Source organism: Pontibacter brevis, from assembly GCF_054779655.1.
Map to the genome: position 1 here is coordinate 17,659 of NZ_BAAGXV010000076.1, position 26,149 is coordinate 43,807.

At 46.9% G+C, this 26,149-nt stretch carries 24 protein-coding genes; 7 read left to right on the plus strand and 17 right to left on the minus strand.

Translation table 11 applies throughout. From position 1 onward, the window contains the following. Positions 1 to 53: 53 nt before the first annotated feature. From ACYVB1_RS15760 to ACYVB1_RS15840, 17 genes are all read right to left on the minus strand, one after another. Positions 54 to 3,755, minus strand: a complete 3,702-nt coding sequence (locus tag ACYVB1_RS15760; protein ID WP_460924744.1) for a sensor histidine kinase — start codon at positions 3,753 to 3,755, stop codon at positions 54 to 56. Positions 3,756 to 3,963: 208 nt separating this feature from the next. Then, a complete protein-coding gene (locus ACYVB1_RS15765) occupies positions 3,964 to 4,224 on the minus strand; it encodes a hypothetical protein (RefSeq protein WP_460924745.1) in 261 nt (86 codons plus the stop codon). Positions 4,225 to 4,268: 44 nt separating this feature from the next. Continuing rightward, a complete protein-coding gene (locus ACYVB1_RS15770; RefSeq protein ID WP_460924746.1) occupies positions 4,269 to 4,826 on the minus strand; it encodes a DUF420 domain-containing protein in 558 nt (185 codons plus the stop codon). After that, positions 4,804 to 5,469: an SCO family protein gene (locus ACYVB1_RS15775; protein WP_460924747.1), complete on the minus strand. Its 666-nt coding sequence runs from the start codon at positions 5,467 to 5,469 to the stop codon at positions 4,804 to 4,806. The genes ACYVB1_RS15770 and ACYVB1_RS15775 overlap by 23 nt, the downstream gene beginning before the upstream one ends. An 11-nt stretch (positions 5,470 to 5,480) precedes the next feature. Continuing rightward, complete coding sequence (locus ACYVB1_RS15780) at positions 5,481 to 5,825, minus strand: cytochrome C oxidase subunit IV family protein (RefSeq protein WP_460924748.1); 345 nt, start codon at positions 5,823 to 5,825, stop codon at positions 5,481 to 5,483. Positions 5,826 to 5,914: 89 nt separating this feature from the next. After that, the gene (locus ACYVB1_RS15785) at positions 5,915 to 6,664 is read right to left on the minus strand and encodes a cytochrome c oxidase subunit 3 (protein WP_460924749.1); all 750 of its coding nucleotides are present in this window, start codon (positions 6,662 to 6,664) and stop codon (positions 5,915 to 5,917) included. 22 nt (positions 6,665 to 6,686) lie between these two features. Next, complete coding sequence (locus tag ACYVB1_RS15790; RefSeq protein ID WP_460924750.1) at positions 6,687 to 7,271, minus strand: cytochrome c oxidase subunit 3; 585 nt, start codon at positions 7,269 to 7,271, stop codon at positions 6,687 to 6,689. Positions 7,272 to 7,280: 9 nt separating this feature from the next. Beyond that, positions 7,281 to 8,177, minus strand: coding sequence for a heme o synthase (cyoE, locus tag ACYVB1_RS15795; protein ID WP_460924751.1), 897 nt, complete (start codon positions 8,175 to 8,177; stop codon positions 7,281 to 7,283). A 4-nt stretch (positions 8,178 to 8,181) separates the two neighbouring features. Then, a complete protein-coding gene (locus ACYVB1_RS15800) occupies positions 8,182 to 9,258 on the minus strand; it encodes a COX15/CtaA family protein (RefSeq protein WP_460924752.1) in 1,077 nt (358 codons plus the stop codon). Positions 9,259 to 9,265: 7 nt separating this feature from the next. Next, positions 9,266 to 11,092 carry a cytochrome c oxidase subunit I gene (locus ACYVB1_RS15805; protein ID WP_460924753.1) on the minus strand — a complete coding sequence of 609 codons (1,827 nt, stop codon included), beginning with the start codon at positions 11,090 to 11,092 and terminating at the stop codon, positions 9,266 to 9,268. A 19-nt stretch (positions 11,093 to 11,111) separates the two neighbouring features. After that, positions 11,112 to 12,185, minus strand: a complete 1,074-nt coding sequence (locus tag ACYVB1_RS15810; RefSeq protein WP_460924754.1) for a cytochrome c oxidase subunit II — start codon at positions 12,183 to 12,185, stop codon at positions 11,112 to 11,114. Positions 12,186 to 12,209: 24 nt separating this feature from the next. After that, the gene (locus ACYVB1_RS15815) at positions 12,210 to 13,481 is read right to left on the minus strand and encodes a quinol:cytochrome C oxidoreductase (protein ID WP_460924755.1); all 1,272 of its coding nucleotides are present in this window, start codon (positions 13,479 to 13,481) and stop codon (positions 12,210 to 12,212) included. Positions 13,482 to 13,506: 25 nt separating this feature from the next. Then, positions 13,507 to 14,223, minus strand: a complete 717-nt coding sequence (locus tag ACYVB1_RS15820) for a c-type cytochrome (RefSeq protein WP_460924756.1) — start codon at positions 14,221 to 14,223, stop codon at positions 13,507 to 13,509. Next, entirely contained in the window at positions 14,223 to 14,747 is a 525-nt protein-coding gene (locus tag ACYVB1_RS15825; protein WP_460924757.1) for a DUF3341 domain-containing protein, read from the minus strand. Before ACYVB1_RS15825 ends, ACYVB1_RS15820 begins: the two co-directional genes overlap by 1 nt. Next, complete coding sequence (nrfD, locus tag ACYVB1_RS15830) at positions 14,740 to 16,167, minus strand: NrfD/PsrC family molybdoenzyme membrane anchor subunit (RefSeq protein ID WP_460924758.1); 1,428 nt, start codon at positions 16,165 to 16,167, stop codon at positions 14,740 to 14,742. Before nrfD ends, ACYVB1_RS15825 begins: the two co-directional genes overlap by 8 nt. A 20-nt stretch (positions 16,168 to 16,187) precedes the next feature. After that, positions 16,188 to 19,184 (minus strand): TAT-variant-translocated molybdopterin oxidoreductase, encoded by a 2,997-nt coding sequence (locus ACYVB1_RS15835; RefSeq protein WP_460924759.1) that lies wholly within the window; start codon positions 19,182 to 19,184, stop codon positions 16,188 to 16,190. 42 nt (positions 19,185 to 19,226) lie between these two features. Beyond that, positions 19,227 to 20,567, minus strand: a complete 1,341-nt coding sequence (locus ACYVB1_RS15840) for a cytochrome c3 family protein (RefSeq protein ID WP_460924760.1) — start codon at positions 20,565 to 20,567, stop codon at positions 19,227 to 19,229. A 587-nt stretch (positions 20,568 to 21,154) separates the two neighbouring features. On the opposite strand from ACYVB1_RS15840, the gene rpsF reads away from it, so the two are divergent. From rpsF to ACYVB1_RS15875, 7 genes are all read left to right on the plus strand, one after another. Beyond that, complete coding sequence (gene rpsF, locus ACYVB1_RS15845; protein WP_460924761.1) at positions 21,155 to 21,523, plus strand: 30S ribosomal protein S6; 369 nt, start codon at positions 21,155 to 21,157, stop codon at positions 21,521 to 21,523. Further along, positions 21,523 to 21,774: a 30S ribosomal protein S18 gene (gene rpsR, locus ACYVB1_RS15850; RefSeq protein ID WP_115567587.1), complete on the plus strand. Its 252-nt coding sequence runs from the start codon at positions 21,523 to 21,525 to the stop codon at positions 21,772 to 21,774. Before rpsF ends, rpsR begins: the two co-directional genes overlap by 1 nt. 12 nt (positions 21,775 to 21,786) lie before the next feature. Beyond that, positions 21,787 to 22,233 carry a 50S ribosomal protein L9 gene (rplI, locus tag ACYVB1_RS15855; RefSeq protein WP_460924762.1) on the plus strand — a complete coding sequence of 149 codons (447 nt, stop codon included), beginning with the start codon at positions 21,787 to 21,789 and terminating at the stop codon, positions 22,231 to 22,233. 24 nt (positions 22,234 to 22,257) lie between these two features. Then, positions 22,258 to 22,398 (plus strand): hypothetical protein, encoded by a 141-nt coding sequence (locus tag ACYVB1_RS15860; RefSeq protein ID WP_460924763.1) that lies wholly within the window; start codon positions 22,258 to 22,260, stop codon positions 22,396 to 22,398. A 20-nt stretch (positions 22,399 to 22,418) separates the two neighbouring features. Continuing rightward, on the plus strand, positions 22,419 to 23,396 hold the full coding sequence (locus tag ACYVB1_RS15865) for a GSCFA domain-containing protein (protein WP_460924764.1): 978 nt from the start codon (positions 22,419 to 22,421) through the stop codon (positions 23,394 to 23,396). Positions 23,397 to 23,411: 15 nt separating this feature from the next. Then, the gene (locus tag ACYVB1_RS15870) at positions 23,412 to 23,825 is read left to right on the plus strand and encodes a hypothetical protein (RefSeq protein ID WP_460924765.1); all 414 of its coding nucleotides are present in this window, start codon (positions 23,412 to 23,414) and stop codon (positions 23,823 to 23,825) included. A gap of 111 nt (positions 23,826 to 23,936) precedes the next feature. Next, positions 23,937 to 25,997, plus strand: coding sequence for a thioredoxin domain-containing protein (locus ACYVB1_RS15875; protein ID WP_460924766.1), 2,061 nt, complete (start codon positions 23,937 to 23,939; stop codon positions 25,995 to 25,997). The last annotated feature ends 152 nt before the right edge of the window (positions 25,998 to 26,149 follow it).

The window sequence follows — 26,149 nt, forward strand, 5'->3', positions numbered from 1 at the left end:
GCAAGCTCAGCCCAAAAAGCAGCAACGCTATATAGCACCCTCTCCTGCCCATGCTATGCCAGCGGTAACGAGATAAAAAACGTGGTGCCTTTCCCTTCCTCTGTCTCAAACCAAATACGCCCACCTGCGTTTTCGATACCTCGTTTGGCAACGGCCAGGCCTATGCCTGAACCTGTATACTTCGTGCTGAAGTTTGGAATAAACACTTTGCTGCGGATTTCCTCCGGTATACCGCTGCCATTGTCACTGATAGAAATCAGCACTTCTTTGTTATCCCTCTTCTCTAACTTCACCTCAATCTGAGGTTTCCGACTGGCTGGCACTGCCTGTATGGCGTTTAACAGCAGGTTGTTGAAGGTACGCACCATCAGGCTTTCATCTGCCTTCACAATCACCTCCTCGTCCGGGATGCATTTCTTCAGCACCGCGGTGGCCGGGTCGTTGTGTAAGTCGGCGGCTTTGTGCAGGGCAGCAGTTATGTCCATTGGCTCTGCCTTTGGCTCCGGCATGTTAGTGAAGCTGGAGAAGGAGGTGGCGATATCGCTGAGTATATTGATTTGCGTAATCAGCGTATGCGATATCTTTTCAATCATTTGCTCTGTGTTAGGGCGCTTCTCGGCAATAGCTTTTTGCAGGTACTGCAGCGAGAGCTTCATGGGCGTGAGCGGGTTCTTGATTTCGTGCGCCACCTGCCGGGCCATCTCGCGCCAAGCTGCTTCTTTCTCCTGCACCGCCAGGTCCTGCTTGTTCTGCTCCAAGGTGAGCAGCATACGGTTGTACTCGTTTACCAGCATGCCGATTTCATCTGCCCCTTCATAGGCCAGCATCTCGTTTTTACCGGTTAAGGATGTTCGTTTCAGTTTATCGGCCAGCATGCGCAGCGGTACCGTTAGTGTTCGGGACGCAAAAAAAGTCAGCACCATAAACGTAATAAACATTACCGTAAAAATGTTCATTGTGGTCGTAATCAGCTCAATAAGTTTTAAATCGAGCTCTTTTTCCGAATCGAAAAACGGTATTCCTATAAAGCCTACCAGTTCACCTGTATCGTTTTCGTCGCGCAGTGGCAGGTACACTACATTAAAAGAGAGGTTGCCTGTTTGCTCCTCCAGCAGCACCCGCAGCGCCTGCCGTTCTGAGATAGCTGCAAAGGCTTTAGGGTTCACCAGTTTTGACAACAGCCCTGTCTCAAAAATTAAAGGCTGGCTTGTCACCAGTAGCTTTCCGTTACGGTCGTACAGGTTAATGTCTGTTTCGGAGATCGCTGCAATTTCTGCTATCCTGTTCTCTAAGCTTCGCCTGCTCTCCAGCAGCATGTAATTCAGTTGCCGCGACAGTGTTTCCTGTACTGCCTCTCCCCGCCGCTCATAGGTCTCCATCAAATCCTTCTTATAGGAGGTAGTCACAAGACCGGCGGTGGCAATACTTACCATCAGCAGAGGCAACAGAATACCAAAGTTCAGGAATATCTGGATTTTGGTACTGAAGTTGGGGGTAAACTCCTGCAAGCGGTGGCGCTGCAGCAGCAGGTAAACCAAACCACAAAGCACCAGCCCCGCCACGAACATCAGAAACAGAAAAGAAAAGTTTGACAGGATTTCCTGCGCACCATATTCCTCTGTGGAAATGACGAGCGTTTGATTGTTGCCACTGCGCACGCCGAAGTGGTGAAAGTCATTCTGGTTAGCGCCCTGCCTGTACAGTTCCTGTCGCCGCAGCAGCCTCCGGTCAAAGTTAGTCGCATAATCGTACTCCCCCTGGCTGTGGCGCAGTTTGTTTCCGCTGTAAAAAGCATAACTCAGCATGTCGCGCCGGAACGGCTTTGTATATTTCTGATTTACCAGCAGTTCCGGCACAACACTGTTTGGCTGTAGTTTTTTAAGCGTCAGCTGTAAGGCGATGGTGCCGATATGGTAATTATTAACGGGCACTTTAATTAACTTGAGATAGACTCGGGCATCAGAGCGGGTAGGGTCCTTCAGCAGAAACAGGTCCTCATGCTCCGTCTGCGACTGGGGTGTATCAAAACGTGCCCGGAGCTCCTGCAAGGTCATCGCAGACGGATCTGCACTTTCGAGCGCATTTCCTTCACTGTCGAAGAGCATTACCGTTACTTCATACCGGTCGAAATGGCTTGGCAGGTATTGCTTTATAATTTTTCTCTTGATGAAGGGAGCATCCACATAAGGGCCCATCATCTGCATTTGAATCATTTCGTCAGAGGCTATCCTACCAGTTACCTCTTCCACCAGCAGGTATTCGCCTAACACATCATTATCCTGCAGAAGATTATAGGCAAATTCCTGCTTGTATAGCTTTAGCTCGCTGTGATAATGCGAGTAAAGCGATAAGGCACCTGTAAAGGCACTGATAATGAGCACTAAGAACAAGAAAAGGTAAGTGCGGTACGCAAGGCTTACAGCATGCCGGTGCTGCGCCGCCAGAATAATAATGAGCCAGAAAAGGAAACCCACCAGAATGATGATAGAAAGCTCCGGCAGAAAAAGAGTAGTAGGCACTAATAAAAGACCTCCCACTACCAGGAGCATTTTGAACGCCCAAACCTTCGACTGCTTGTAGAGCAGCACCGACACAACAGTGGCCAGCATATAGGTAAACATGCACAGGGCAATGGTCTGTAGCAGCATAATGCCGAACAGCACAATTTTATACTTGCTCAGTTCCAGGGAGCGGCTGATATCCAGTGTAAGTGGCGTATTATGGTAGATGTTGAAGTAGAACTGGAAAAGCAGCAGCAGCAGCAGGTAAAAAACAGTCATGCATATTACCTGCTGCACCCGTGCCTGCTTTTGGGGCATTGCATAAAGCTGTGTGATTACATTGTTACGGGCAAAAAGATATAAACCTGAACCGGCAACTGTCACCAACAGCAGCATATTCAAGGCCAGGTCCCCTATAGAGGGAGACCAGAAGGAGGCTGCATATAGTTTGGGATCGAAGAACTTAACCTCCGTTATAGCATAAGGCAAGTCCAGCAGCAACAGCGCCAGCCGGAACACGGCTATGAGCACCAGGAACAATAAGATACCTCTGCTATATTGTCCCTGCCGGACAAAGTGTTTGGCTACCGCAATGCTAAACAAAACGAAGAAGACGGCTCCTGCCAGCAGCAGTATCAATTCAAGTGTATCAAAGGGTGCCTTGTCGGCTGCATCTCTGAAATTTACAGCAAAAAGAAAATTGCCACTCTGGCTATATACTTTCGGAAGGTCTGCTGCAGGGTCCCACACCAGATCACCGTTCACGGTCTTGAACACCCCGTTCTTCAGTTCCGGATTTAAGTGGGCACTGTTGATTGGGTTGTTCAGCTGCAGGGGAATGTAGACCTCAATATCATAGTTTCTAACCCGGTGCGGTACTACTACAAAGCTGCCGTACTGGTTCCTGATGGCCATCAGCCGGTTTGCAGGCGTTGGCAAATCAAGTTCAGGGGCGATGGCATGATAAGACCAGAAGACAAGCCGGTTGCCCCGGTAAATAAAGATAGGATATTCTGCTTTGCGCAGTAAGGAGGTAAAGGATATACTGTTTTCCCCGAGTTGCTGCCCAATTTCTTCAGCATTTCGATGTGCCTTGTCAATATCCTGTTGCACCCGCTCTGCAATAGCAGCTATATCTGCGCTATGATCTACAGCGGGGGCGGTAAAGAGAATATTGTAGTGTAGTGCAGCTGTAGCTAAAAAGCACAGCAGCGACACAGCCAAAAGAAGTAAAGGAGTAAATTTCCGGTTCAAATCAGCGTAGTTTATCTACGAATTTAAGCAAAACGTAGGATAACGCCTATAGATTCAAAAATCGTGCTACCGTTTGCTGAAACGTTGACTTTGTCAGGCTCCGGAAAAGAGACAAAGCATTAGTTTACAGCTCTACCTGAACAGAAATTGCCTGCCGGTTCCCCGCATTGCAGGAACCGGCAGGCAATTCTAGCACCTCTCCTGAGGACTATGCTTTGGCCTTCTTGCGGCTGTTCTTATACCAAAGAAAGCCGATGGTGCCAATGAGCAGGTACGGTATCACCATCAGGTAGAGAATACCTGTATTCAGTCCAGAACCTACTTCAGATTCCGGTTCATGGTTATGCCCTTTTCCGGTACCAACATTAGACTCAACTGTGGCACGACACATGGCACACTGGCTGTAAGCATCGGTGCCAGAAAAAACAAGCATCAGTGTCAGAGCAATAGCGGCAAGTATATTTTTCATCTTCGTTCTCATTACAGTATTAACAATCAAAAGTAGTGAGTGGTTTAACTATAATACGGTGATATCAGCAAGTAGACCAGAACACCTGTGACAGCCACATACAGCCAAATTGGGAAAGTCCAGCGGGAAACGCGCCGGTGGCGTGCCAACTGGTTTGTAATGCCAAAGTACACAGAAAGCAGCACCAGCGGTACAATTACAACGGCAAGCACAATATGCGTTAGAAGTATAAAATAGTAGATATACTTTAAAGCTCCTTCTCCGCCATAAACCGTATGCTGCCCCAGGAAGTGGTAGGTAACATAGGACACGAGGAAGATGGAAGACAAGCCAAAGGCTGCCAGCATAGCCGCCCTATGGTTTTTCATGTTCTGACGCTTGATGCTAACATAGCCAATAACCAGTGCTATAGCCGTAAGTGAATTTAGGATAGCATGAAATGCCGGTAAGTAGGAAACATCAACCGAACTGTTGCCGTCTTTCGGCATGTAGAAAAGTGCAGCCACCACAACGGGTATCACAACAGACAGCACTGCAATAAGGGTAAGGAACTTCTTATCAGCTCCACTCGTCAATTTTTTATTTTCTCTTACTGTATTCATCCAGCAAAACGTTTATTTCTGTTCTCAACCGGTCCGTCTCCGATTGTTCTAAACCGTTATAAATCCCCCTGATTTTCCCTTCTTTATCTGTCAGCCATAGCTTGTCGCTGTAGGTAAAAGGCTTTTTCGGTTCTTGTGATACCGGTAGTTCATACCATTCAGCGGCCAGCCTGTAGATAGCCTGTTTGTCTCCTGTTAAAAAAAACCATTTGCCTTCTTTTGCACCGTAATGGGCGGCATAATCTTGCAAGGCTTCCAGAGAATCGGTTTCAGGTGCTACTGTAATAGAGACAATTTTTACTTCAGGATTGGTTTCAAAAGCTTCCTGCACACGCACCAGTTGTGAGGTTATTTTTCGACAAGCTGGTGGGCAGTCAGTGGAAAAGAAGTGTGTTACATAGATATCTCCCTCCAGGTCTGCTTGTGAGAAGGTTTCACCCTGCTTGGAGGTAAGAGAAAAATTGGGGGCGGTTTGAAAAATTGTATCGCCTTCGGCTGTGTACTGCACTTGTCCGGCGGCATCTACCTGCGGGCGAAAATAAGGTAGCGTGAAATGATGCTCCCCAAACACACCCACAAAGACTAAAATAAGAATAGGCACTAATAGTAGGAGTCCTAATATTAGTGCCTTAAAATTACTCATGTTGATTTTACTTACTGAAAGTAATTGTTGACAGCTTCAAAGTAATAACTTCCTTCTGAAAGCAGTGCCACCATTAGCCAGACAATAAGCGCCAAAGGAATAATAATGGTCCATATAAGCGCTTTTGTCTCATGCTTCAAGTGCATGAATTCCGCTACAATATAGAACGCTTTGAATAGTGTCAGAATGATAAAGATAACGTTACGGGCAGTACCCGCTTCCATGAAGAAGGCAAACACGAATTCAAGTGCCGTGATACCTACAAGGATGAAAAATGTTTTCCAGATACCTTTGGTTTGTGGTTCAGGAATGTCACCGGTGTGGTGCATGTCGTTGTTATGATGATGCGATGCCATATAATTCAAATATCTTAAGTTCTACAGTAATATGCTCTTGTATACTTAGTTATACTATAGCAAAGTGCTGTAAGTTATTTCCTCTTAAATTAGATTAGATAGAAGAACGTGAACACGAATACCCACACAAGGTCTACAAAGTGCCAGTACAGACCAACTTTCTCCACCATCTCATAGTGTCCGCGCTTGTGGTAGACACCATTTACTGTATTGATGAAAATCATAATCAGCAATACAACTCCGGAGAATACGTGTGTTCCGTGGAAACCTGTGATAAAGAAGAACAGGTCAGCAAACAAGGGCGGCCCATACTGGTTTACAGTTAGGTTTGCACCTACAATACGCGTACCATCAGCTAAGAGCATTCCTTGCTCATCACCTGTGATAAAGTGTGCCCACTCCCATGCCTGGCATCCTAGGAAGGTAGCACCAAACAGGATTGTCCACAGCAACCACTTCTGCACATCATTCTTATCCATTCTATGTCCTGCCTCTACCGCCAACACCATGGTTACGGAGCTGAGGATGAGTATCATGGTCATCAAAGCCACGAAGGCAAGCGGTAGGTCTACACCATGAAAACCCGGGAAAGCATTGAACACTTTCTCTGGAATTGGCCACCACTGCGTTGAGAAGGCGAAAGCCTCCGGTTCGCCAGTGTATGGCAAATGCTTGTGGCGAGCTAAACCATAGACAATTAGAAAAGCACCAAATGTGAACGCATCAGAGAGCAGGAAAAACCACATCATGAGTTTACCATAGCTCGCTTTCAATGGCTCGTTACCACCGTCCCATGTACCTGAATTTGGTGTTTCCAGCGTAGTTGAAGTAGAAGACATAGTTTATTATTGAAAAACGTGTTTAGTGATTTACTCTTAAGAATATATACAAATATAGCCAAAGTCCTCCTAAAAAGTGCCAGTAGGTCGTACACAATTGTATCCGAAGCAAGTTTTTAGAATGCACTTTGTACTTTAAGCTGCTCAGGAAGGTGATGGTTACAAATATTAACCCTGTGATCAGGTGGAAACCATGCACTCCTGTCAGCACATACAGGAATGAACCGGCAGGATTACTGCCTGTACCTCCGAAGTACACATTGTTCTCTACAAGGTCTGCCCACCCGCTCCACTGCCCTGCCAGGAAAGCAACACCCAGAACGAGGGTAGCAACCAGCATGAACTTAAGCAACTTCAAGTTATTGTTTTTAGCCGCATTGTATGCCAGCTGCATTGTGATACTGCTTATCACAATGATGATTGTATTCACAAGAAGGATTTCCGGCAAATCGAACTCTAACCAGTTACCTTCTTCCCGTCTTACGATGTATGCACTCGTAAAAGCTGCAAACATCATGATAATACTTATAATAATCAACCAGAGGGAGAACTTTAGTGGGCTCCCTCCTGTGTTAGTCTCATTTTCTTTTATATGCCCGTTAGCCATGGCTACACCTTATATCTTATCTAATACAAACGCTATCTGCACAATAGGCAGATACAAAAAAGACCCAAACATAATACTCATGGCGGCCTTTTTTGAGCAGGTACGCATCAGGTAAAAGGTTTGGGCCAGGAACAGCACTCCGCAAACCACTGCGATCATCGCTGATGTAACACCTGTCATGCCGAACTGCAGCGGCAGCAGGCTCAGCGGTATCAACATCAGGGTATAAATCATGATTTGAATGGCTGTCTTTAGGTTTTTGCCTCCTTCCATCGGAAGCATTTTAAAACCTGCCTTCTTATAATCATCATCAAGCACCCAGGCAATTGCCCAGAAGTGCGGAAACTGCCATATAAACTGAATTCCAAAAAGTATCCAGGCTTCGGCTCCTAACACGCCCGTTGCAGCTACCCACCCGATAAGCGGTGGCATACCTCCTGGTATAGCACCCACAAACACACAGATAGGGCTTACGCGCTTTAAGGGAGTATATACAAAGCCATACAGCACCAGCGAAAGAAGCGAAAGTGCTGCAGTCAGCCAGTTAAAATACAGTCCAAGAACCGCAAGCCCTGCCACGCCTAATAGGCCACAGAAAACAACAGCTTCTGTCACCGATACCTCGCCTGTAGGTAAAGGCCTCTTAGCTGTCCGCTTCATGTGTTTGTCCAGGTCTTTTTCCAGGACCTGATTGATAATGTTAGCGGAGCCTGTTACTAACAAACCTCCCAGCATAACTAATGCAATACTGATATAGTCGGCACCCGGAAAACCTAATATATAGCCTATAGCACTTGAAAAAGCTACCGTAAAGCTTAATCTGAACTTCAAGAGTTTGAAATACGCTTTTGCTTTTTGTGCCATAGACGAAGCAGGCAGTAACGACGAAGTTTGTTCTACTAACATAACGCTATCGATGTACTACTACTGACTTTTTAACTGCCCCACGAGAGGCATAATGATAAACTATTAACAACTGAAACTGCAATCCGAACAGTATGGCTGCAAACGTTAAGTGCAACGGCTGTAATATTGGTGGTATAGCTAAATAAGTAATTCCTATACCCATTATTATTTCCAGCGCAACTACTGCCAGCATCAGATGGGTCATTCTGGTAATGGCCCTGTCCTTAAGTCCATAAAGCAGGAAAGCTACATACAGATGCAGAGCGAGTACAAGAATGGAGAAGGAACGGTGTATGTAAAAATTCAACCCAAGCCTCTCTATCCATTGCTCTCTGTTTGCACCACCAAAAGTAGAAGCGACAATGTCTACCTCCTCCCGTACTTGTGTGCCCAGCAGAATCTGTCCGAACGTAATCAGACCAAGTAACCACAACAGTCCGTTTATTTTCGAAGAATAAATCAGATGACTATGAAAGTTATCTTTCTGCGCACGGGCAACCGCATACTGCAGCATAGCCACCAGCACGAGAGCCAGCGCCATATGCACCGTTACTGTAATCGGCAAAAGATTAGTAGAGACAACAATAGAACCTAACCAACCCTGCAGCCCCACCAGCACAAAACTTCCGAACGCCAGGTAAAAAACTTTCTTATCGCGTTTCAGAAAAGGAACAGCGTAAACAACTGTCAGAAAAACAAAAATACCTATTAGTACACCTACTAAGCGATTCAGGTATTCGATCCAGGTTTTGGTAACATTGAACTCTGTCTCGATGTACTGACTTGGGTGTGAAAAGATAGTGGCAGCCATCTGCTCTAAGCCGAGCTTATCTAAAGTAGCCGCTAACTTTTCGTTTTTCTCTATTCGCTTTTGTTTGTATACCTCTAGGTAATCTTCAGGTAACTGGCTGACATCAGTCGGAGGAACCCAGCTTCCGAAGCATTTTGGCCAGTCTGGGCAACCCATTCCGGAACCTGTGCTTCGAACAATTCCTCCGACTAATATCAGAAAGTAAACAGCAAATACTGTTACTAAGCCAATATTTCTAAATTTTTTACTGCTAAATGACTTTTGAGCCATTAACTAACTATTCAAAGTCTCTCTCTTGTGGCAGGTTTGAAGACTGCGTTTGAGAGAAAGGTACGTTTTGAGGAATATAATCTTCAACTGAACCCGGCTTGCTATAGTCGTACGGCCATCTGTAAACGGCAGGAATCGGTCCTGGCCAGTTACCATGTCCTGGCAACACTGGTGTTGTCCACTCCAGTGTATTAGAGTGCCAAGGATTGGCAGTTGACTTACGTCCACGGAAGATGCTGTACACAAAGTTGAACAGGAAGATAAATTGTGCTGTAAAGCCCATGATTGCAGAAATCGTGATGAAAACATTCATATCTGCAAATCCACTGAAAGCTTCAAAACCTGTCCAGGCGTAGTATCTTCTAGGGAAACCGGCAATACCGATGTAGTGCATTGGCATAAACACCAGGTAAACTGACACAAATGTTAGCCAGAAGTGAACGTATCCTAATTTCTCGTCCATCAAACGGCCGAACATCTTGGGGAACCAGTGGTAAACACCTGCAAACATACCAAAGAAGGCAGCAGCACCCATTACCAGGTGGAAGTGAGCCACTACGAAATAAGTATCGTGCAGCTGAATGTCCAGCGCAGAGTTACCTAAGATAATACCAGTCAGACCTCCTGAAATAAACAGGGACACAAAGCCAACTGCAAACATCATAGCGGATGTAAACCTGATGTTACCTCTCCAAAGTGTAGCAAGCCAGTTGAAAACCTTTACGGCCGAAGGCACTGCAATAATCAGCGTCAGGAACATGAACACTGAACCAAGGAAAGGATTCATACCCGTTACGAACATGTGGTGCGCCCACACAACGAACGATAGCAACGAGATACCAATCAGGGAACCAATCATCGCTCTGTAACCAAAGATAGGCTTACGTGAGTTAGTTGATATTACCTCTGATACAATACCGAAAGAAGGCATGATCACGATATATACTTCCGGGTGACCAAGGAACCAGAACAAATGCTGGAACAGGATTGGGCTACCACCAGTCTGAGAAAGAGCTTCACCAGCGATAAAAATATCAGACAGGAAGAAGCTGGTTCCGAAGCTTCTGTCGAAAATCAGAAGAAGCGCGGCAGAGAACAGCACCGGGAAAGCAAGCAGACCCAGGATAGCTGTCAGGAAGAAAGCCCAGATAGTAAGGGGCAGCTTCGTCATCGACAATCCTCTTGTTCTCAGGTTGATTACTGTTGTGATATAGTTAACACCACCCAGCAACTGAGACACGATGAAAAGGGCCATAGAGATAAGCCACATGGTCATACCACCCTTAGAACCTTCAATGGCCTGTGGTAATGCGCTTAGCGGCGGATAAACTGTCCAGCCACCCGCTGCAGGCCCTGTTTCGATGAACAGCGATGCAAACAGGACTACACTTGACAGGAAGAAGATCCAGTAAGACAGCATGTTCATGAAACCAGATGCCATATCACGTGCACCAATCTGCAGCGGGATAAGGAAGTTACTGAACGTACCGCTCAAACCTGCTGTAAGCACGAAGAACACCATGATGGTACCATGCATGGTTACCAGTGCCAGATAGAACTCCGGGTTTAGCTTACCATTGTTAATCCAGCCACCCAGAATTGGCTCCAGGAAAGTGAAAGTTGCTTCTGGCCAGGCTAGTTGTAAACGGAATAGGATAGACAGGAAACCTCCTACAAACGCCCAGGCAATACCAGTAAAAAGGAACTGCTTGGCGATTACTTTATGGTCCTGGCTAAAGATATACTTCTCAAAGAAGTTCTGATCATGGTGGTGATCATGCTCCTCATGCGCGTGATGTATATCGTGGTTGATGGAAATATCTGTACTCGACATAGTCAAAAGTATTTAAATGCTACAACTCTGTTTTTACTTCTTCTGCTTTTTCTTCAGTTGATTTCCCGAGCACAATCTGTTTCGGAGTTTCAGTTGAGAATTTGGCTAACACATCAGGGTTCTGCTCTACAAAAGGTGGTTGACTTGCTATCCATTCCTCATAGTCTTCCGGCTCGTCCACTACCAGTACAAATCGCATAGCGAAGTGACCACGACCACAAACTTCTGTACAGGCAAGCTCATAATTGAAGTCAGGGTTACCTGTTTCATTGCGCATTTCCTGCGTAGTTTTTGTAGGTACAAACCAGAATTTAGTTGGCATTCCTGGCACAGCATCCATTTTCACCCGGAAGTGAGGCAGGAACACGCTATGGATAACGTCTTTTGAGCGAATCTTTAACAGAACAGGCTTACCCTTCGGCACGTGAATCTGCGTTGGGTTGATGATGTCATCCATCGCGCTTCTGTCGCTGAAGTCCACTCCGAACTCGTTTGTAGCATCCATTAAAGTGGTTTTAGCTACACCTAACTTACCATCAGCACCCGGGTAACGAATCATCCAGTTAAACTGCTTGCCCATTACTTCCACTACCACAGATTCTTCAGGAGCTTCGCTTGTAATCTTAGTCCAGGTTTTCCAGCCACCGAACACAAGCAGCGCCATTACAATGGCAGGGATCATCGTCCACACAATCTCTATTTTGTTGTTGTGCGGATAATAGTAGGCTCTTTTATTGTCCTGGTGCTGGTATCTGTAAGAGTAAGTGAAAAGCAGGATTTGTGTGATGACAAACACGATACCGATGATGATCATGGTTGTCCAGAACAAACTGTCAGTCCAGTCGCCGTGCACAGAGGCAAGCGGCTGGTTCATCTCTTCCCAGTACTTGATAAATGACCAGGCAAAAGCGGCTCCTCCACCAAACAAGAAGATAAGGAGCAAAGTACCGTTTACACGGTTACTGGTTTTAGTAGTACCTGCTGCTCGTTCCGAAGATCCCTTGAATATGGAAACCAGGGTACCTATCCTGAAGAGGAGGAACAGGATGACTAATAAAAGAACGATGGATAAAACTATGGCGATTGTAATCATTATATAACGCTTTTAGTATAATCTCTAAACATGATGATGAACACTCTCCTCCACGAACGGATGGTTCAATGGAACCAGAGAAGCCTTTGCCAATCCTTTTGTGAATGTTAACAGGAAAACTCCCAGGAATAGCAGCGCTGTACCGATTTCAATCAACCCTATACCTGCCCCTTCGCGCAATGTACCTGGCATCATCATAAGGTAAAAGTCGAGCCAATGACCAATCAGAATGGCGATAGTTACTATCTTCAGCATGATCATCTGGCGCTTTGCATCTCTTGTCATAAGAACAAGGAAAGGGAAGGCAAAGTTTATAATTAGGTTAGTAAAAAAGATCCATTTGTAGTGACCGCCATTACCGCCCAAACGCTCTAAATAATAGATGGCTTCTTCCGGAATGTTGGCATACCAGTACAGCATAAACTGTGAGAACCAAATGTATGTCCAGAAGATAGAGAAGGCAAATACAAACTTACCTAAATCGTGCAGGTGGTTTGCGTTAACCATTCTCAGGTAACCGTTTTGCTTCAACAGGATTACTGTAAGGGTTATGGCAGCAAGGCCGGATACCCACCAGCTGGCAAACACGTACCAGCCAAACATGGTAGAGAACCAGTGTGTATCAATAGACAATACCCAGTCCCATGCTGAAGTAGATGAAGTAATACCGAATACTACCAGGAACATGGCAGAGATGCGGATACTCTTATGGTAGTAGCTGGTGCCGCCGTACAGGTCTTCGTTGATAGATTCTCTTCTCAACCACATAAAGAACCAGATCCAAAGGCCAAAGTAAAGGGCCATACGAATCAGGAAGAACGCTGTATTCAGATAACCTCTTTTACCTGCAATGATTGGGTCGTAACGCGGATCATTGATATCGTACAGGTATTCGTGAGTCCAGTGGAAAATGTCGTGTGAACCGAAAAGATAAATAAGCAACATCAGCACACCTCCAATTGGCAGGTAATAGCTGAGTGCCTCCGGAATCCTTTTGATGAGTACTGACCATCCGGCATAAGCCACGTATTGTACAGCCACGAAAAATGTTCCTATCAGGGCAATACCTGTGAAATAAACGTTGTTCATCCACAGGTTAACAAACAAGCGCTTGCTCCAGGACACTGCTTCATGACCAGCAGCAGCGGCACCATGTCCTCCTTCTGCACCATGTTCAGCTCCTCCGCCTGCGGCCGCAAAGATGATACCTGCTATAAGTAAAACTACACCTACAGCTATCATTAAGAAAAACCTGTTATTCGTTTTCCTGCTAATGATGAGTCTTTCTTCTGTCATTATCCTTTAGTATTATGCCTTAGACTTAGTTTTGAGGAGTTTGATTATCTGCAGGAAGCTCGCTACCTGGTGTACCAGTAACCGGGTTATCTGTGATGGTCTCGCCACCAGCCTCTTCTTCTGTCTGCTCTGTTGTTGCTACATCTGCACCTGCTCCTTTTTGAAGCTGCTGCACATACATTACCACCTGCCAACGCTCTGTCGGGTTCAGCTGTGACCCGTACGGCATCATACGTCCTCTACCCTGTGCTATCACGTGGTAGATATGTCCTTCAGGAAGCTCTGCAACTCTACCAGCTGAGAAAGAAGGAACACCTTTGTATTTCACGCCAACCAGTCCCTGTCCATCGCCTTGCTCACCATGGCATGGAGCGCAAAAGCGAGAATACAGAACCTTACCACGTGCCAGATGCTCTTCAGCACTTATACCCTGTCTGTCCTGCTGCGTAAGCAGCGGGTTAGTTAATTCAACGCCGGCTACTTCTGCAGTATCTATTGACAGGTATAAATTGTATCCCTGCTTGCCACGCGCTACAGAGCCTTGCGCTGGCTCACGCATGTTCATACCGCCCGGGTTATACTTGTTCTCTTTTACCTGAGAATATGGATCCAGGGCAACTGGATGATACATATCAGGGGCATACTCCAGTCCTGGACTTTGCGGGTCGTTGCAGGCAAACACCAGTGCAGAGGAGAAAAGCACAGCAGAGGCCTGTAAACTTATTTTTGAAAATCTTTTCATTACTTTACTACCTCCTTCTCATTAACTTCTACTGCGCCATTAGAGCGAAGCAGTTTGTTTAAAGCTGAAAGATCAGTTACACCTTCTTTAACCTCAATCGCCATTACAAACTTATCGTCTGTAGAGCGTTTGTCGAACACGTTCACGCGCAACGACGGCTTTAACCTGCTCACTATAAAGAAGGTTATCACCATACCGAATGCAGCACAAAGCACGGTTAACTCGAACGTTACTGGAATAAAAGATGGAAGAGCGATGTGCGGCTTACCACCTATGATCATTGGCCAGTCAAAACCCAGCATCCAGATTTGCATCCAAAGTGCGAAAGACGTTCCGAAAAGTCCGCAGAAGAAAGCTACGATTGGTAATCTTGAACGCTTTATGCCTAACACATCATCAATACCGTGTACAGGATAAGGAGAAAACACATCGTATATGTTAGTACCGGTAGCCCGGATATTCTCGATGGCATGTAACAGTACATCCTCATCGTCATATATACCAAGAACGAATTTCTTATTCATATCTGTGATCAGTATTAGTGTTCAAATCTCTGTCTGTACCATGCATGGTATTTGCATGCGTGTGTGTCACTTCTGAAGATGACTTCAGGATAGCCTTCACCTCTGCCATGTTCACTACCGGGAAGAACTTACAGAACAACAGGAACAGCGTGAAGAACAAACCTATTGTTCCTACATAAACCCCAACGTCGATGATGGTTGGAGAGAACATTGCCCACGAAGAAGGCAGGTAGTCTCTGTGCAGGGAGGTTACGATGATTACGAATCGCTCGAACCACATACCAATGTTCACAAAGATGGAGATGATGAAAGTTGCTGTAAGGCTTCTTCTGATGCTTCTGAACCAGAACAGCTGCGGTGTGATTACGTTACACGTCATCATGGACCAGTAAGCCCACCAGTATGGTCCGAAGGCACGGTTAATGAAGGCATACTGCTCATACTCTACCTGAGAATACCAGGCAATGAAGAACTCTGTTGTATAGGCCACACCTACAATAGAACCTGTCAGGATAATTACCTTGTTCATTGACTCCACGTGCTCCAGGGTAATGTAATCCTCGAGGTGGAACAACTTGCGTGTGATGATCATCAGGGTAAGTACCATCGCAAACCCAGAGAAGATCGCACCTGCCACGAAGTATGGAGGGAAGATGGTTGTGTGCCAGCCCGGAATCACAGAGGTTGCAAAGTCCATAGATACGATGGTGTGTACCGAAAGTACCAGTGGTGTTGCCAGACCTGCCAGAATCAGGGAAACTGTTTCATAGCGTGACCATGCTTTCGCTGAGCCTGTCCATCCAAAGGATAGCATAGCATAAGCTCTTCTGGCGATGGGCCCTGTTGCTCTGTCCCGGATGGTTGCAAAGTCCGGTATCAGACCGATGTACCAGAAAACAAGTGATACAGAGAAGTATGTTGAAATCGCGAATACGTCCCAGAGAAGCGGCGAGTTAAAGTTAACCCAAAGCGATCCGAAGGTGTTTGGCAAAGGAAGTACCCAGTACGCTAACCAGGGACGGCCCATGTGCAACACCGGGAACATGGCGGCACAGATTACGGCGAAAATGGTCATCGCCTCTGCTGCACGGTTAATGGAGGTTCTCCACTTCTGACGGAACAGCAAAAGGATAGCGGAAATCAGCGTTCCCGCGTGGCCGATACCTACCCACCACACGAAGTTTGTGATGTCCCAGGCCCAGCCTACTGTTCTGTTCAGACCCCACTCACCAATACCGTACCAGAGGGTACGGTAAACTGAATATATAAATATGGCTAAACCTACCAGGGCAACAGCAAGGCCGGCGGCCCAACGTGGGTTGGGTCCCGCCTCCACTTGTCTGCAGACATCTTCAGTGATGTCGTGGTATGTTTTCCCCCCCGTTACAAGAGGCTCTCTTATCGGAGATACATGCTGCATAACGCTCTCGAATTATTTAATTAAGCTAAATTTCTAATCTTAGTCAGGTACGTTACGTTCGGCTGCGTATTAAGCTCTTCCAGCACGTGGAAAGCACGCTCACCCTGCTCACGAGCCAGTATCTTGGAGATACGGCTGTTCGGGTCTTTCATGTCACCGAATACGATAGCCTCTGTTGGGCAAGACTGGGCGCAGGCGCTTACAGCTTCCCCATCGCGTGGTCTTCTGTTTTCGCGCTTCGCCTCCAACTTGGCTAGCTGCACACGCTGCACACAGAATGTACATTTCTCCATCACACCTCTGGCACGAACTGTTACGTCCGGGTTCAGCACCATTTTACCGAGGTCGTGGTTCATCATATAGTTCTCTGTTGCGAACTTCTCGTTGTTGAAGTAAGCGAACCAGTTGAAGCGACGTACTTTATAAGGGCAGTTATTTGCACAGTAACGTGTACCTACGCAACGGTTGTAAACCATCTGGTTGATACCTTCTGAGCTGTGCATGGTAGCAGCAACAGGGCAAACTGTTTCACATGGTGCATGGTTACAGTGCTGGCACATCATCGGCTGGAAGATTACTGATGGGTTCTCAGCCGGATCCTCCATAGTGGCGTAATCCTTCTCCTCATGCTCTACTGCACTGTAGTAACGGTCGATACGCAACCAGTGCATATCGCGGCGGTTCAGCACTTCTGCCTTACCTACTACCGGCACGTTGTTCTCAATGTGGCAACTTACCGTACAGGCACCGCAACCAATACAGGAGTTAAGGTCTACAACCATACCCCAGTGGTGGTTCTTGTACTCGTAGTCATCCCAAAGAGAGATAGTTGCAGGCTTCACCGGACCATCGTGTGTTGTCAGGCGAATGTACTCTGTTACTTCTTTCGGGTTCTCCTTATACTTGGCAAGCGTATTTTCCTGCACTATCAGACGGTCCATGATAGTATGGTGTGTCTGGATTTGTGCAATTGGAGACAAAGCGCCTGTTTTCTCGATAGTAACAGGACCTGTATACAGGATGGTGTTGTCTGCTATTGTGGCAATTGGGTAAGCGTTTGCTCCCAGGCCGTTTGCAATAGGCATCATGTCGGATTTACGTCCGTAACCGATAGCAATACCTACCGTGCCATTAGCTTGTCCTGGTTGTACTAACGCAGGCAGTTCTATAGACTGTCCGTTTGCCGTTGTTACTTTCAGCACATCGCCCTGCACAATCTCCATCTCCTCCATCATTCTGCGAGGCATGGCTACATAGTTACCCCATGTAGCTTTAGAAATAGGGTCTCCCATTTCCTGTACCCATGGCAGGTTTGCGTTTTCGCCTGTACCGACACCTACTTTCTCGTAAAGCACCGCCTCAATAGCTGCGGCACTTACTGGTTTCGCAACCGGAGAAGCAGCTGTGAAGTTGTTGTTCACTGTCAGCATGGTGGTGCCATTCTCTAACACACCATCATGCACAGTCTGCTCCCAGAACTGGTTGAAGTCGCCTGTAGCAACACTTCTCCAGTTATTGCGGATGTACTCGTAGTAGTTGATGGTGCTGCCACTCCAGGTAAGCAAGCTATCCTGCATCTGTCGCGTCAAGAATATTGGGCTGATGGCAGGCTGCGTAATGCTCAGGAACCCTCTTCTTGGTTCGTTGTCGTTCCAGGACTCCAGGTAATGGTGGTCTGGCGTGATGAAATCTGCAAACTGCGATGTCTCCTCCACTCTGTCTGCAAAAGATACTTTCAGAGGCACTTTCTTCAAGCCGCTTACTACCTGATCTCCCAGTGGGTGATCGTAAACCGGGTTGGCGTTGTAGAAGAACACGGCACCAACAGTACCAGCATTCATCTCTCTTATCAGGCGAATCATCGCCGCGTCGTTACCCTGCTTTGTATAGAAAGGAGCGTTAGTATCAATAGTAGTGCCTGCGGCGCCCAGGGCGCTGTTGATGGCGGCTACCATTGCCTGCGTGCCTGGGTCGTTAGAACCGGCTACTACAAGCGCTCTGCCCTGATTAGCTCTTAATTCAGAGATGGCAGTTTTCAATGCTTCTGCAGCGGCAGCCGGCACCTCACCTCTTCCGCCCTGGCCTGTAATACCATTATAAAGCGCCGTTACTACTGCAGCTTCTTCAGACGGTTTGATTGGCACACGGATATCTGCGTTAGCACCTGTCAGCGAGTAATGCGTCTCGAACTGATAGTGCTTCGACATGTTCGGGTTATCAGCAGAAACCTTTCGGTTCTGGATATACTGCTTTGCAAAAGGAACCGGAGCAATCCATGTTCCCAGGAAGTCAGCGTTCACACTAACTATAACCTGCGCTTTGCTGAAGTCATAGCCTGGCACAACGCCTCCGTTCGCGCTCAGCAAGCCATAAGCTGAGTTAGCATCGTATGTTACGTGTTCGAAGTTGCCTAACCCTGCGCCAAACTCGTTGATCAAACGCTTAGTAGATGGGCTGATGATAGTAGAAGAAACGAGAGCCACTTTGCCAGTTACGTTGCCAAGGCGTGCTCTTATCTCTCTGTCAACCTGCTCCCATTCTGCTTCTTTACCACCGATAAGTGGCGTTCTCAGCCTGTTGTGGTCATAAACCCCAAGCACAGAAGCCTGTGCACCAGGGCTTGTACCATAAGGAGTAAGGCTTGACTGTGGGTTCGGCTCAATTTTTATTGGTCTACCTTCACGGGTTTTCACCAGAATGCTGTTATAGTTACCACTCTGGTAGTAAGTGGAAGCATACCAGTTGGCTACACCTGGCTCTACATCCGCCGGTTTGTTCAGGTAAGGGATTGCTTTTCTTACTGGTGCTTCGCAGGAAGCCAGTGAAACAGCAGCCACACTGAAGCCCATCAGCTTCAGGAAGTCCCTTCTTTTTGTTTTACCGCTTGAAGAGCCTTCTTCTGCACTGGTTTCCTTAACAGGCAGGAATTCTGGAAACTCGTTATGAGCATGCTTAGCGAATTCCGGAGTGTTCTCTAACTCCTCAATTCCTCTCCAGTATTTTATTCTGTCTTGCATATTATATTTAGAAAACTCGAATCTGTATTGAAATAGAATATATTAATAGTGACACTTCGAACACTCTGTACCACCGTTTGATGATACTGTGAACGCGCCCTTAGATGTCGCTTCATGCAACTCCACCAGGTTATCGTAGTAGGCATTGCCTTCTGTGTTAAGCGGAGTTTCGCGGTGGCAGTCTATACACCATCCCATTGTTAGTGGAGAGTACTGGTATACTACTTCCATTTCCTGGATTGGGCCGTGGCATGTCTGGCATTCTACACCACCAACCTGCGTGTGCTGCGAGTGGTTGAAGTAAGCCAGGTCAGGAAGGTTGTGAATACGCACCCACTCAATTGGCCTGTTCTTTTCCAGTGCTCTATATATTTTCTGAATTTCAGGAGACTGTGTCTGAATCTGGCTGTGGCAGTTCATACAGATGTTAGCAGAAGGAATACTGGCACTCTTGCTCTTATATACTGTAGTGTGGCAGTAGTTACAGTTAATCTGGTGCTCGCCAGCGTGCAGCTTGTGCGAGAATGCGATTGGCTGGCGCGGCTGATAACCCTGCTGTATACCTATACCCATGGCTGTATCCCAGGTCAGGTCAAGAAGCACTACCACAAAGATGAGCACCACTAGCGTGCGAACAGCCTTGGATTTGTAAATTTTAGAAAAGTCAAAACGCTGGTTTACTACCTGATCGTCAACTTCGCTTAGCTTGCGGTTCGCATTCAGGTAGTTTTTAAGAACTGAAGTAATGAGCAACAATGTTACCACCATTACAATCAGCACTACAATTAGCACCACCAGGATGATATCCAGGTAACCACCAACTGCTCCGATAGCATCCTGACCAACGTTTGTTCCCGGTGCCTGTGCCTGGTCAGAACCTACTGTTGTCTCCACCGCTCCGCTGGCATTAACTTCAGCAGCCTTAATGTAAGTCAGAATGGCAGTAATTTCCTCATCAGAGAAATTGAAAGAAGGCATCGCCTGCTTGTTATACTCATTGTATATAGCAACTGCCTCTGGATCGCCGGCTGAGATAAGCGCCTGTGAGTTTTTAATCCAACGCTGCAACCAGGTATGGCTTCTTCTATCAGTCACACCCTGAAGACCAGGACCAACGATAACATCAGAACCAGCAGAGTGACACACAGCACAGTTGTTTTTGAACAACGCATCACCAGCCGTCACAATAGCATCGTCATCAACAGGCAGCCCGCCTGTATTTGCAGCCGCTGTCGCCCCTTCTGTACTCTGCGGCACTACCCCTTTCTGTGAAACTTCCTGCTGCTCGCTGGCTCCCTGGGCGTAAGCGCCAAACGAAACCACCAAAGCGATAAGGAAGGCAAGGAAAACTTTGATTTTTGTTTTAACTATACAGCTAATCATAGCCAAGATCTCTTGAGTGAGTGTTTAGTTGTGGTAAAATTGCTTTACGGCCACAAATCTACTATGCGAATTCCATTAATCAAACAGAATAACTTTATTATTTGGACTCAGCAGAACCTCCGCTGAAGTTCATGGCTACAGTTCTATATAACGCTTTATCTGTCGTATTTACAGGGTTTTTATTTAGAATTATTATAAATAAAAACCTCTAAGCCGCAGCTGTCTCGTTATAGGTTTTATCATATTCATTCTCCTGATCCTGTAACTACCTACGCCACTACTTGTTTTAGAAATTATGAATTATCAGTACAATTTCTTCTTTGTTCCAGATTACTACTTACAGTATTTGACCTTAAATTCAGGTGTAGATTTTACACCTTATATATAGGGCCACCCTTTTTACCCTCCACTTGATAGCAGGTGGTGGGGTGGGCACAGCCATAACAGCCATAGTAGTCAGCTACACAGCCGGCAGCAGGGATGGTGCTATGACCATAGTCAACATTATAATTTATAAGGCAAGAACTTGCTTAAAAGAGATTTAACTTCTACCTTTGCAGGCTAAAATTAAAAATCATATCGAACCGATGGAATTGAAAAATTACGAAACGGTCTTCATCCTGACGCCTCTGTTGAACGATGCGCAGATGCAAGAAACGGTCGAGAAGTTCAGACAGGTGCTTAAGGAAAATGGCGCCGACATTATTCACGAAGAGAACTGGGGTCTTCGTAAGCTTGCTTACCCAATCCAGAAGAAATCTACTGGTTTCTACCACCTCGTTGAATTTAAGGCACCAGGTACTGTTGTAGATGCGCTTGAGCTGGCTTATCGCCGTGATGAAAAAGTTGTTCGTTTCTTAACTACTGCCCTTGACAAGCACGCTGTGGCTTACAATGAGCGCAGAAGAAACGGTGAATTCAAAACGCAGGCTAAAAAAGAGGAGGTTAAAGCATAATGAGCTTAGTTAACGAAAGAGTACACAAGCAAGAGAATCGTCAGAAATACTGCCGATTCAAGAAAAGCGGTATCAAGTATATCGACTACAAGGATGGTAACTTCCTGCTGAAGTTTGTGAACGAGCAGGGCAAAATCCTTCCTAGAAGATTGACAGGTACAAGCCTGAAGTTCCAGCGCAAAGTATCGCAGGCAGTTGCCAGAGCAAGACACCTTGCGATTTTACCTTATGTTGGAGATTCTTTAAAATAAGGAGGGAACACGATGGAAGTAATACTGAAAGACGACGTAAAATACCTAGGTTACAAGAACGATATCGTTACTGTGAAGCCAGGTTATGGCCGTAACTACCTTATCCCACAGGGTCTGGCAGTTATCGCTGATAAATCAAACAAAAAGGTTGTAGCGGAGAACATCCGTCAAGCCGCCCACAAAGCAGATAAGATCAAAAATGACGCACAGGAGCTGGCTGACAGCATTGGTGATGTTGTTTTAGAAATTCCTGCTAAAGTTGGTGAGACTGGCAAAATCTTCGGTTCAGTTACAACACTTCAGCTTTCTGATGCCCTGAAGGCAGCAAAAGGTGTTGAGGTAGACCGTAAGCGTATCTCTTTTGACCAGGATGTGAAAACAGCCGGTGAGTATACTGCTACACTTAACCTGCACAAAGAAGTGAAGCACCAGGTTAGATTCAACGTGGTAGCCGAATAAGCACAACACAAGCAAAAAAGCGTCTTGCCCCTCAAAAGGCAGGACGCTTTTTTTATGCCCCGCCTGCAAGGGCAGATAGCTACTCCTGCAGAAAAGGCACAGTTTGATGCATCCGGCACTGTAGAAATTTCTCTGTACCTTCGTATGGAATACCAGAACCGCTAACTTACCCCCAAGTACGAACCATGTTCCGGACAGAATTACAGATACCTCCTACCGATTTACAGCTCACCCTTCAGGACAAGGTACTGACCATCGGCTCCTGTTTTGCAGAGGTGATTGGCAACAAGCTAAAGCAAAACAAGGTGGATGTGCTGGTAAACCCCTTCGGGACCATCTTTAATCCGCTGTCTGTTTGCCTGTTGCTGCAGTCCGCAGCAGGCAAACCTTATGAGTTTGAACAGCACCTGGTGGAGCAGAACGGCATCTGGTACGCTTACGACCTCCATTCCTCCTTCTCCTCCCCTGACAAACAAGAACTGCTACAGCATGTGGAGGAAAGCCTGCAGCATACGAGAGAGCAACTGCAGCAGGCGTCTCTGCTCATCATCACCCTGGGCACCGCAGTAGCTTATAAGTTGCAGGATAGAGACAAAATTGTCGCCAACTGCCATAAGCTGCCGGCAAAGAATTTTGAGCGGGTACTACTACAGGCCGAAGAGATGAAGCAGGCTTTCGAGCAGACGCTTTCACTGCTTAAGCAAATTAATCCAGGCTTAAAAGTGCTGCTAACGGTGAGCCCGGTACGGCATATAAAGGAAACGCTAACTATAAACAGCGTGAGCAAAGCAGCACTGCGGGTGCTGTGCCACCAACTGGAGGAAGCCCATGCTCACGTACAGTATTTCCCCGCCTTCGAAATTATGATGGATGACCTGCGGGATTACCGCTTCTATAAGCAGGATATGCTGCACCCTACTGAAGTAGCCGAAGACTATATCTGGCAAAAGTTTATCGCAGCATATTATGATAAGGATTTTCAGACCTTCCTGGAGACATGGCAGAAAATGCAGCGGGCAGCAGCGCACAGGCCGTTCCACCCGCAGTCGGAGGCGCACCAGGCTTTCCTGAAAAACACGCTGCAGCAGTTGGCACAACTCAAAGATAAACATAAGATTGACACATCGGCGGAAGAGAAGGTGCTGCGTGACCAGCTGCTATAGGAAGCCTGGCACCACATGCACAAAACTAAGGTGAATGGCAGGCAGTATACAGATAACAACCTTGTCCTGAGGCCAATGAAAACACTGTACCTTGTCTTTATATTTTTCCTGGTGTCGCTTCTCCAAGTCAGCGCGCAGGAACAGGTCAACGACCTGAGCATCTTTCTGGGAAAGTTGCAAACGTACGTAGCCACTCATAACATTCACGTTAAACCCAACATGCCCATAGCAAAGCCTGACGGCCCTCCCGCTCTCATGCCCTCTCCTGATGTAGCTGGCTATATGGAAGACCCTGAAACCGGCTTGCGCTATTATGCCAAATACGATAAGGTGGTGGACCCGGTAACGAGGTATTCCTTTCATGTAGCCACCGGAAAGATTACGCTGGAGCCAGTCAAAGAACAAGGCACCGCCTATAACAGGCAATAGGATTTACCACAAGCGTATAACCAGCCAACAGAAACGTCTGGCGTATAATCACATCTTGTAAAACGTACAGTGCACCTCCTTTAACAGCACTGCAGGAAATACACTACCACTATGGAAGAAAAGAAAGCAAACAGACTCATACACGAAAGCAGCCCTTACCTGCTGCAGCACGCCTATAACCCTGTTGACTGGTACCCCTGGGGCGAAGAGGCCCTGCAGAAAGCAAAGCAGGAGGATAAGCCCATCATCGTGAGCATTGGCTACGCCGCCTGCCACTGGTGTCACGTTATGGAGCATCAGTCGTTCGAGAAAGAGGATATTGCCCGGGTAATGAACGAGCACTTTGTATGCATTAAAGTGGATCGCGAGGAACGCCCCGACGTGGACGCCGTGTACATGGATGCGCTGCATGCCATGGGAGTGCAGGGCGGCTGGCCGCTGAACGTATTCCTGAACCCGGATGCCAAGCCTTTTTATGGAGGCACCTATTTCCCGCCACAGCAATGGGTGGGACTGCTTCAAAACATAGCTGTGGCCTACCAGAAAAACCGCCAGGACCTGGACGAATCGGCTGAAAATTTTGTGGATCACCTTAACCGGAGCGAGTTAGAGAAATTTGGGTTGCGGGAGAGCAACTTCCATGTGCGCGAAGAGGATTTTAAGCTGATGGGCTACAATTTAAGCACGCGTTTCGACAAAAAGCTGGGTGGCTTAGGCCAGGCGCCTAAATTCCCGATGCCCACGAATTACCTGTTCCTGCTGCGCTACTACAACCACACTTCCGACCAGTCAGCCCTTAACCAGCTACACCTGACGCTACGCGAGATGGCCTACGGCGGCATATATGACCAGGTTGGTGGCGGCTTTGCCCGCTACTCTGTGGATGCCGAGTGGCTGGTGCCGCACTTCGAGAAGATGCTGTACGACAATGGCCAGTTAATTACCCTCTACGCCGAGGCATACCAGGCAACACGGGAATCATTGTACCAGGAGGTGGTGCATGAGACGGTTGCTTTTGTGGAACGAGAACTAATGAGCAAGGAAGGCGGCTTCTACTCGTCGCTGGATGCCGACAGTGAGGGCGAAGAAGGCAAATTCTACACCTTCACAAAAGAAGAACTGCAGGAGATATTAGGGGATGAGGAGCCGCTCTTCTCGAAATACTTCCACGCCACGGCAGCAGGAAACTTTGAGCACGGGCGCAATATCCTGCACCGCCGCATCAGCGACAAGGAGTTTGCACAGGAGCATAAACTTGAGTTAGAGGTACTGCAGCCCATGGTGCAAAGCTGGAAGCGCAGGATAATGGAAATAAGGGCCAACCGCGTACGGCCCGGACTAGACGACAAAATCCTGACCTCCTGGAATGCGCTCATGCTGAAAGGACTGGCTGATGCTTATTATGTGTTTGGCAACGGGCATTTCCTGGAGCTTGCCCTGCGCAATGCCAACTTCCTGCTCCAGCACCTGAAGAAAGGAGACAAGCTCTACCATAATTACAAAGCAGGCAAAGCTACGATAGATGGTTTCCTGGAGGATTATGCCTACCTCATCCGCGCCTTCACAAGGTTATATGAAGTAACATTTGACGAGCAGTGGCTACAGGAGGCAAAGCAGATGACAGAATATACACTAGAGAACTTCTTTGACGAAGCAGAAGGCATGTTCTTCTTCACCGACAAGAGTTCTGAAAAGCTCATTGCCCGCAAAAAAGAAATCATTGATAATGTAACGCCGGCTTCTAACTCAGTCATGGCCACCAACCTGCACTTCCTGGGGCTATATTTTAATGAGGAGCGCTACTCCAGCCTTTCCAATGACATGCTGGCCAGGGTAAAAGATTTGATGATTAAAGAGCCGTCGCACCTGAGCAATTGGGCAACGCTGTATTCCCACAAGTTAACGCCTACAGCAGAAGTAGCCATAGTGGGTGAAGAAACTGAGAAGCTACGAAGCGAACTCAGCGCTTTTTACCTCCCCAACATGCTCCTGCTGGGTAGCAGCAACGGCCAAAGCAGCCTTGCTTTGTTAGAAGACAAGGTTGCCATCAACAACAAGACTACCATCTACGTCTGCTACAACAAAACATGTCAACTGCCTGTGCACGATGCCGCCTCCGCACTGGAGCAACTACAAGGTATGCAGCAGAACACGAGGTTTCCGCCGCTGTAAGTTTATCATGTCATTTCGACCAAAGAGAGAAATCTGCTTTGCTTAATGTGTAAGCTCCCCCGTATTTTGAGCCATTTGAAAGTTGACTTTTCAATTTACAATTTCTTCCAATAAATCAACCGGAGCTCTGAAGTTGAGGGCCTGATGAGGCC

Coding starts and splice junctions, on each gene's coding strand:
- ACYVB1_RS15765 (WP_460924745.1), bottom strand. CDS start 4,224: ATGAAAAATATACTTGCCGCTATTGCTCTGACACTGATGCTTGTTTTT.
- ACYVB1_RS15770 (WP_460924746.1), bottom strand. CDS start 4,826: ATGAATACAGTAAGAGAAAATAAAAAATTGACGAGTGGAGCTGATAAG.
- ACYVB1_RS15775 (WP_460924747.1), bottom strand. CDS start 5,469: ATGAGTAATTTTAAGGCACTAATATTAGGACTCCTACTATTAGTGCCT.
- ACYVB1_RS15780 (WP_460924748.1), bottom strand. CDS start 5,825: ATGGCATCGCATCATCATAACAACGACATGCACCACACCGGTGACATT.
- ACYVB1_RS15785 (WP_460924749.1), bottom strand. CDS start 6,664: ATGTCTTCTACTTCAACTACGCTGGAAACACCAAATTCAGGTACATGG.
- ACYVB1_RS15790 (WP_460924750.1), bottom strand. CDS start 7,271: ATGGCTAACGGGCATATAAAAGAAAATGAGACTAACACAGGAGGGAGC.
- cyoE (WP_460924751.1), bottom strand. CDS start 8,177: ATGTTAGTAGAACAAACTTCGTCGTTACTGCCTGCTTCGTCTATGGCA.
- ACYVB1_RS15800 (WP_460924752.1), bottom strand. CDS start 9,258: ATGGCTCAAAAGTCATTTAGCAGTAAAAAATTTAGAAATATTGGCTTA.
- ACYVB1_RS15805 (WP_460924753.1), bottom strand. CDS start 11,092: ATGTCGAGTACAGATATTTCCATCAACCACGATATACATCACGCGCAT.
- ACYVB1_RS15810 (WP_460924754.1), bottom strand. CDS start 12,185: ATGATTACAATCGCCATAGTTTTATCCATCGTTCTTTTATTAGTCATC.
- ACYVB1_RS15815 (WP_460924755.1), bottom strand. CDS start 13,481: ATGACAGAAGAAAGACTCATCATTAGCAGGAAAACGAATAACAGGTTT.
- ACYVB1_RS15820 (WP_460924756.1), bottom strand. CDS start 14,223: ATGAAAAGATTTTCAAAAATAAGTTTACAGGCCTCTGCTGTGCTTTTC.
- ACYVB1_RS15825 (WP_460924757.1), bottom strand. CDS start 14,747: ATGAATAAGAAATTCGTTCTTGGTATATATGACGATGAGGATGTACTG.
- nrfD (WP_460924758.1), bottom strand. CDS start 16,167: ATGCAGCATGTATCTCCGATAAGAGAGCCTCTTGTAACGGGGGGGAAA.
- ACYVB1_RS15835 (WP_460924759.1), bottom strand. CDS start 19,184: ATGCAAGACAGAATAAAATACTGGAGAGGAATTGAGGAGTTAGAGAAC.
- ACYVB1_RS15840 (WP_460924760.1), bottom strand. CDS start 20,567: ATGATTAGCTGTATAGTTAAAACAAAAATCAAAGTTTTCCTTGCCTTC.
- rpsF (WP_460924761.1), top strand. CDS start 21,155: ATGGAATTGAAAAATTACGAAACGGTCTTCATCCTGACGCCTCTGTTG.
- rpsR (WP_115567587.1), top strand. CDS start 21,523: ATGAGCTTAGTTAACGAAAGAGTACACAAGCAAGAGAATCGTCAGAAA.
- rplI (WP_460924762.1), top strand. CDS start 21,787: ATGGAAGTAATACTGAAAGACGACGTAAAATACCTAGGTTACAAGAAC.
- ACYVB1_RS15865 (WP_460924764.1), top strand. CDS start 22,419: ATGTTCCGGACAGAATTACAGATACCTCCTACCGATTTACAGCTCACC.
- ACYVB1_RS15870 (WP_460924765.1), top strand. CDS start 23,412: ATGCACAAAACTAAGGTGAATGGCAGGCAGTATACAGATAACAACCTT.
- ACYVB1_RS15875 (WP_460924766.1), top strand. CDS start 23,937: ATGGAAGAAAAGAAAGCAAACAGACTCATACACGAAAGCAGCCCTTAC.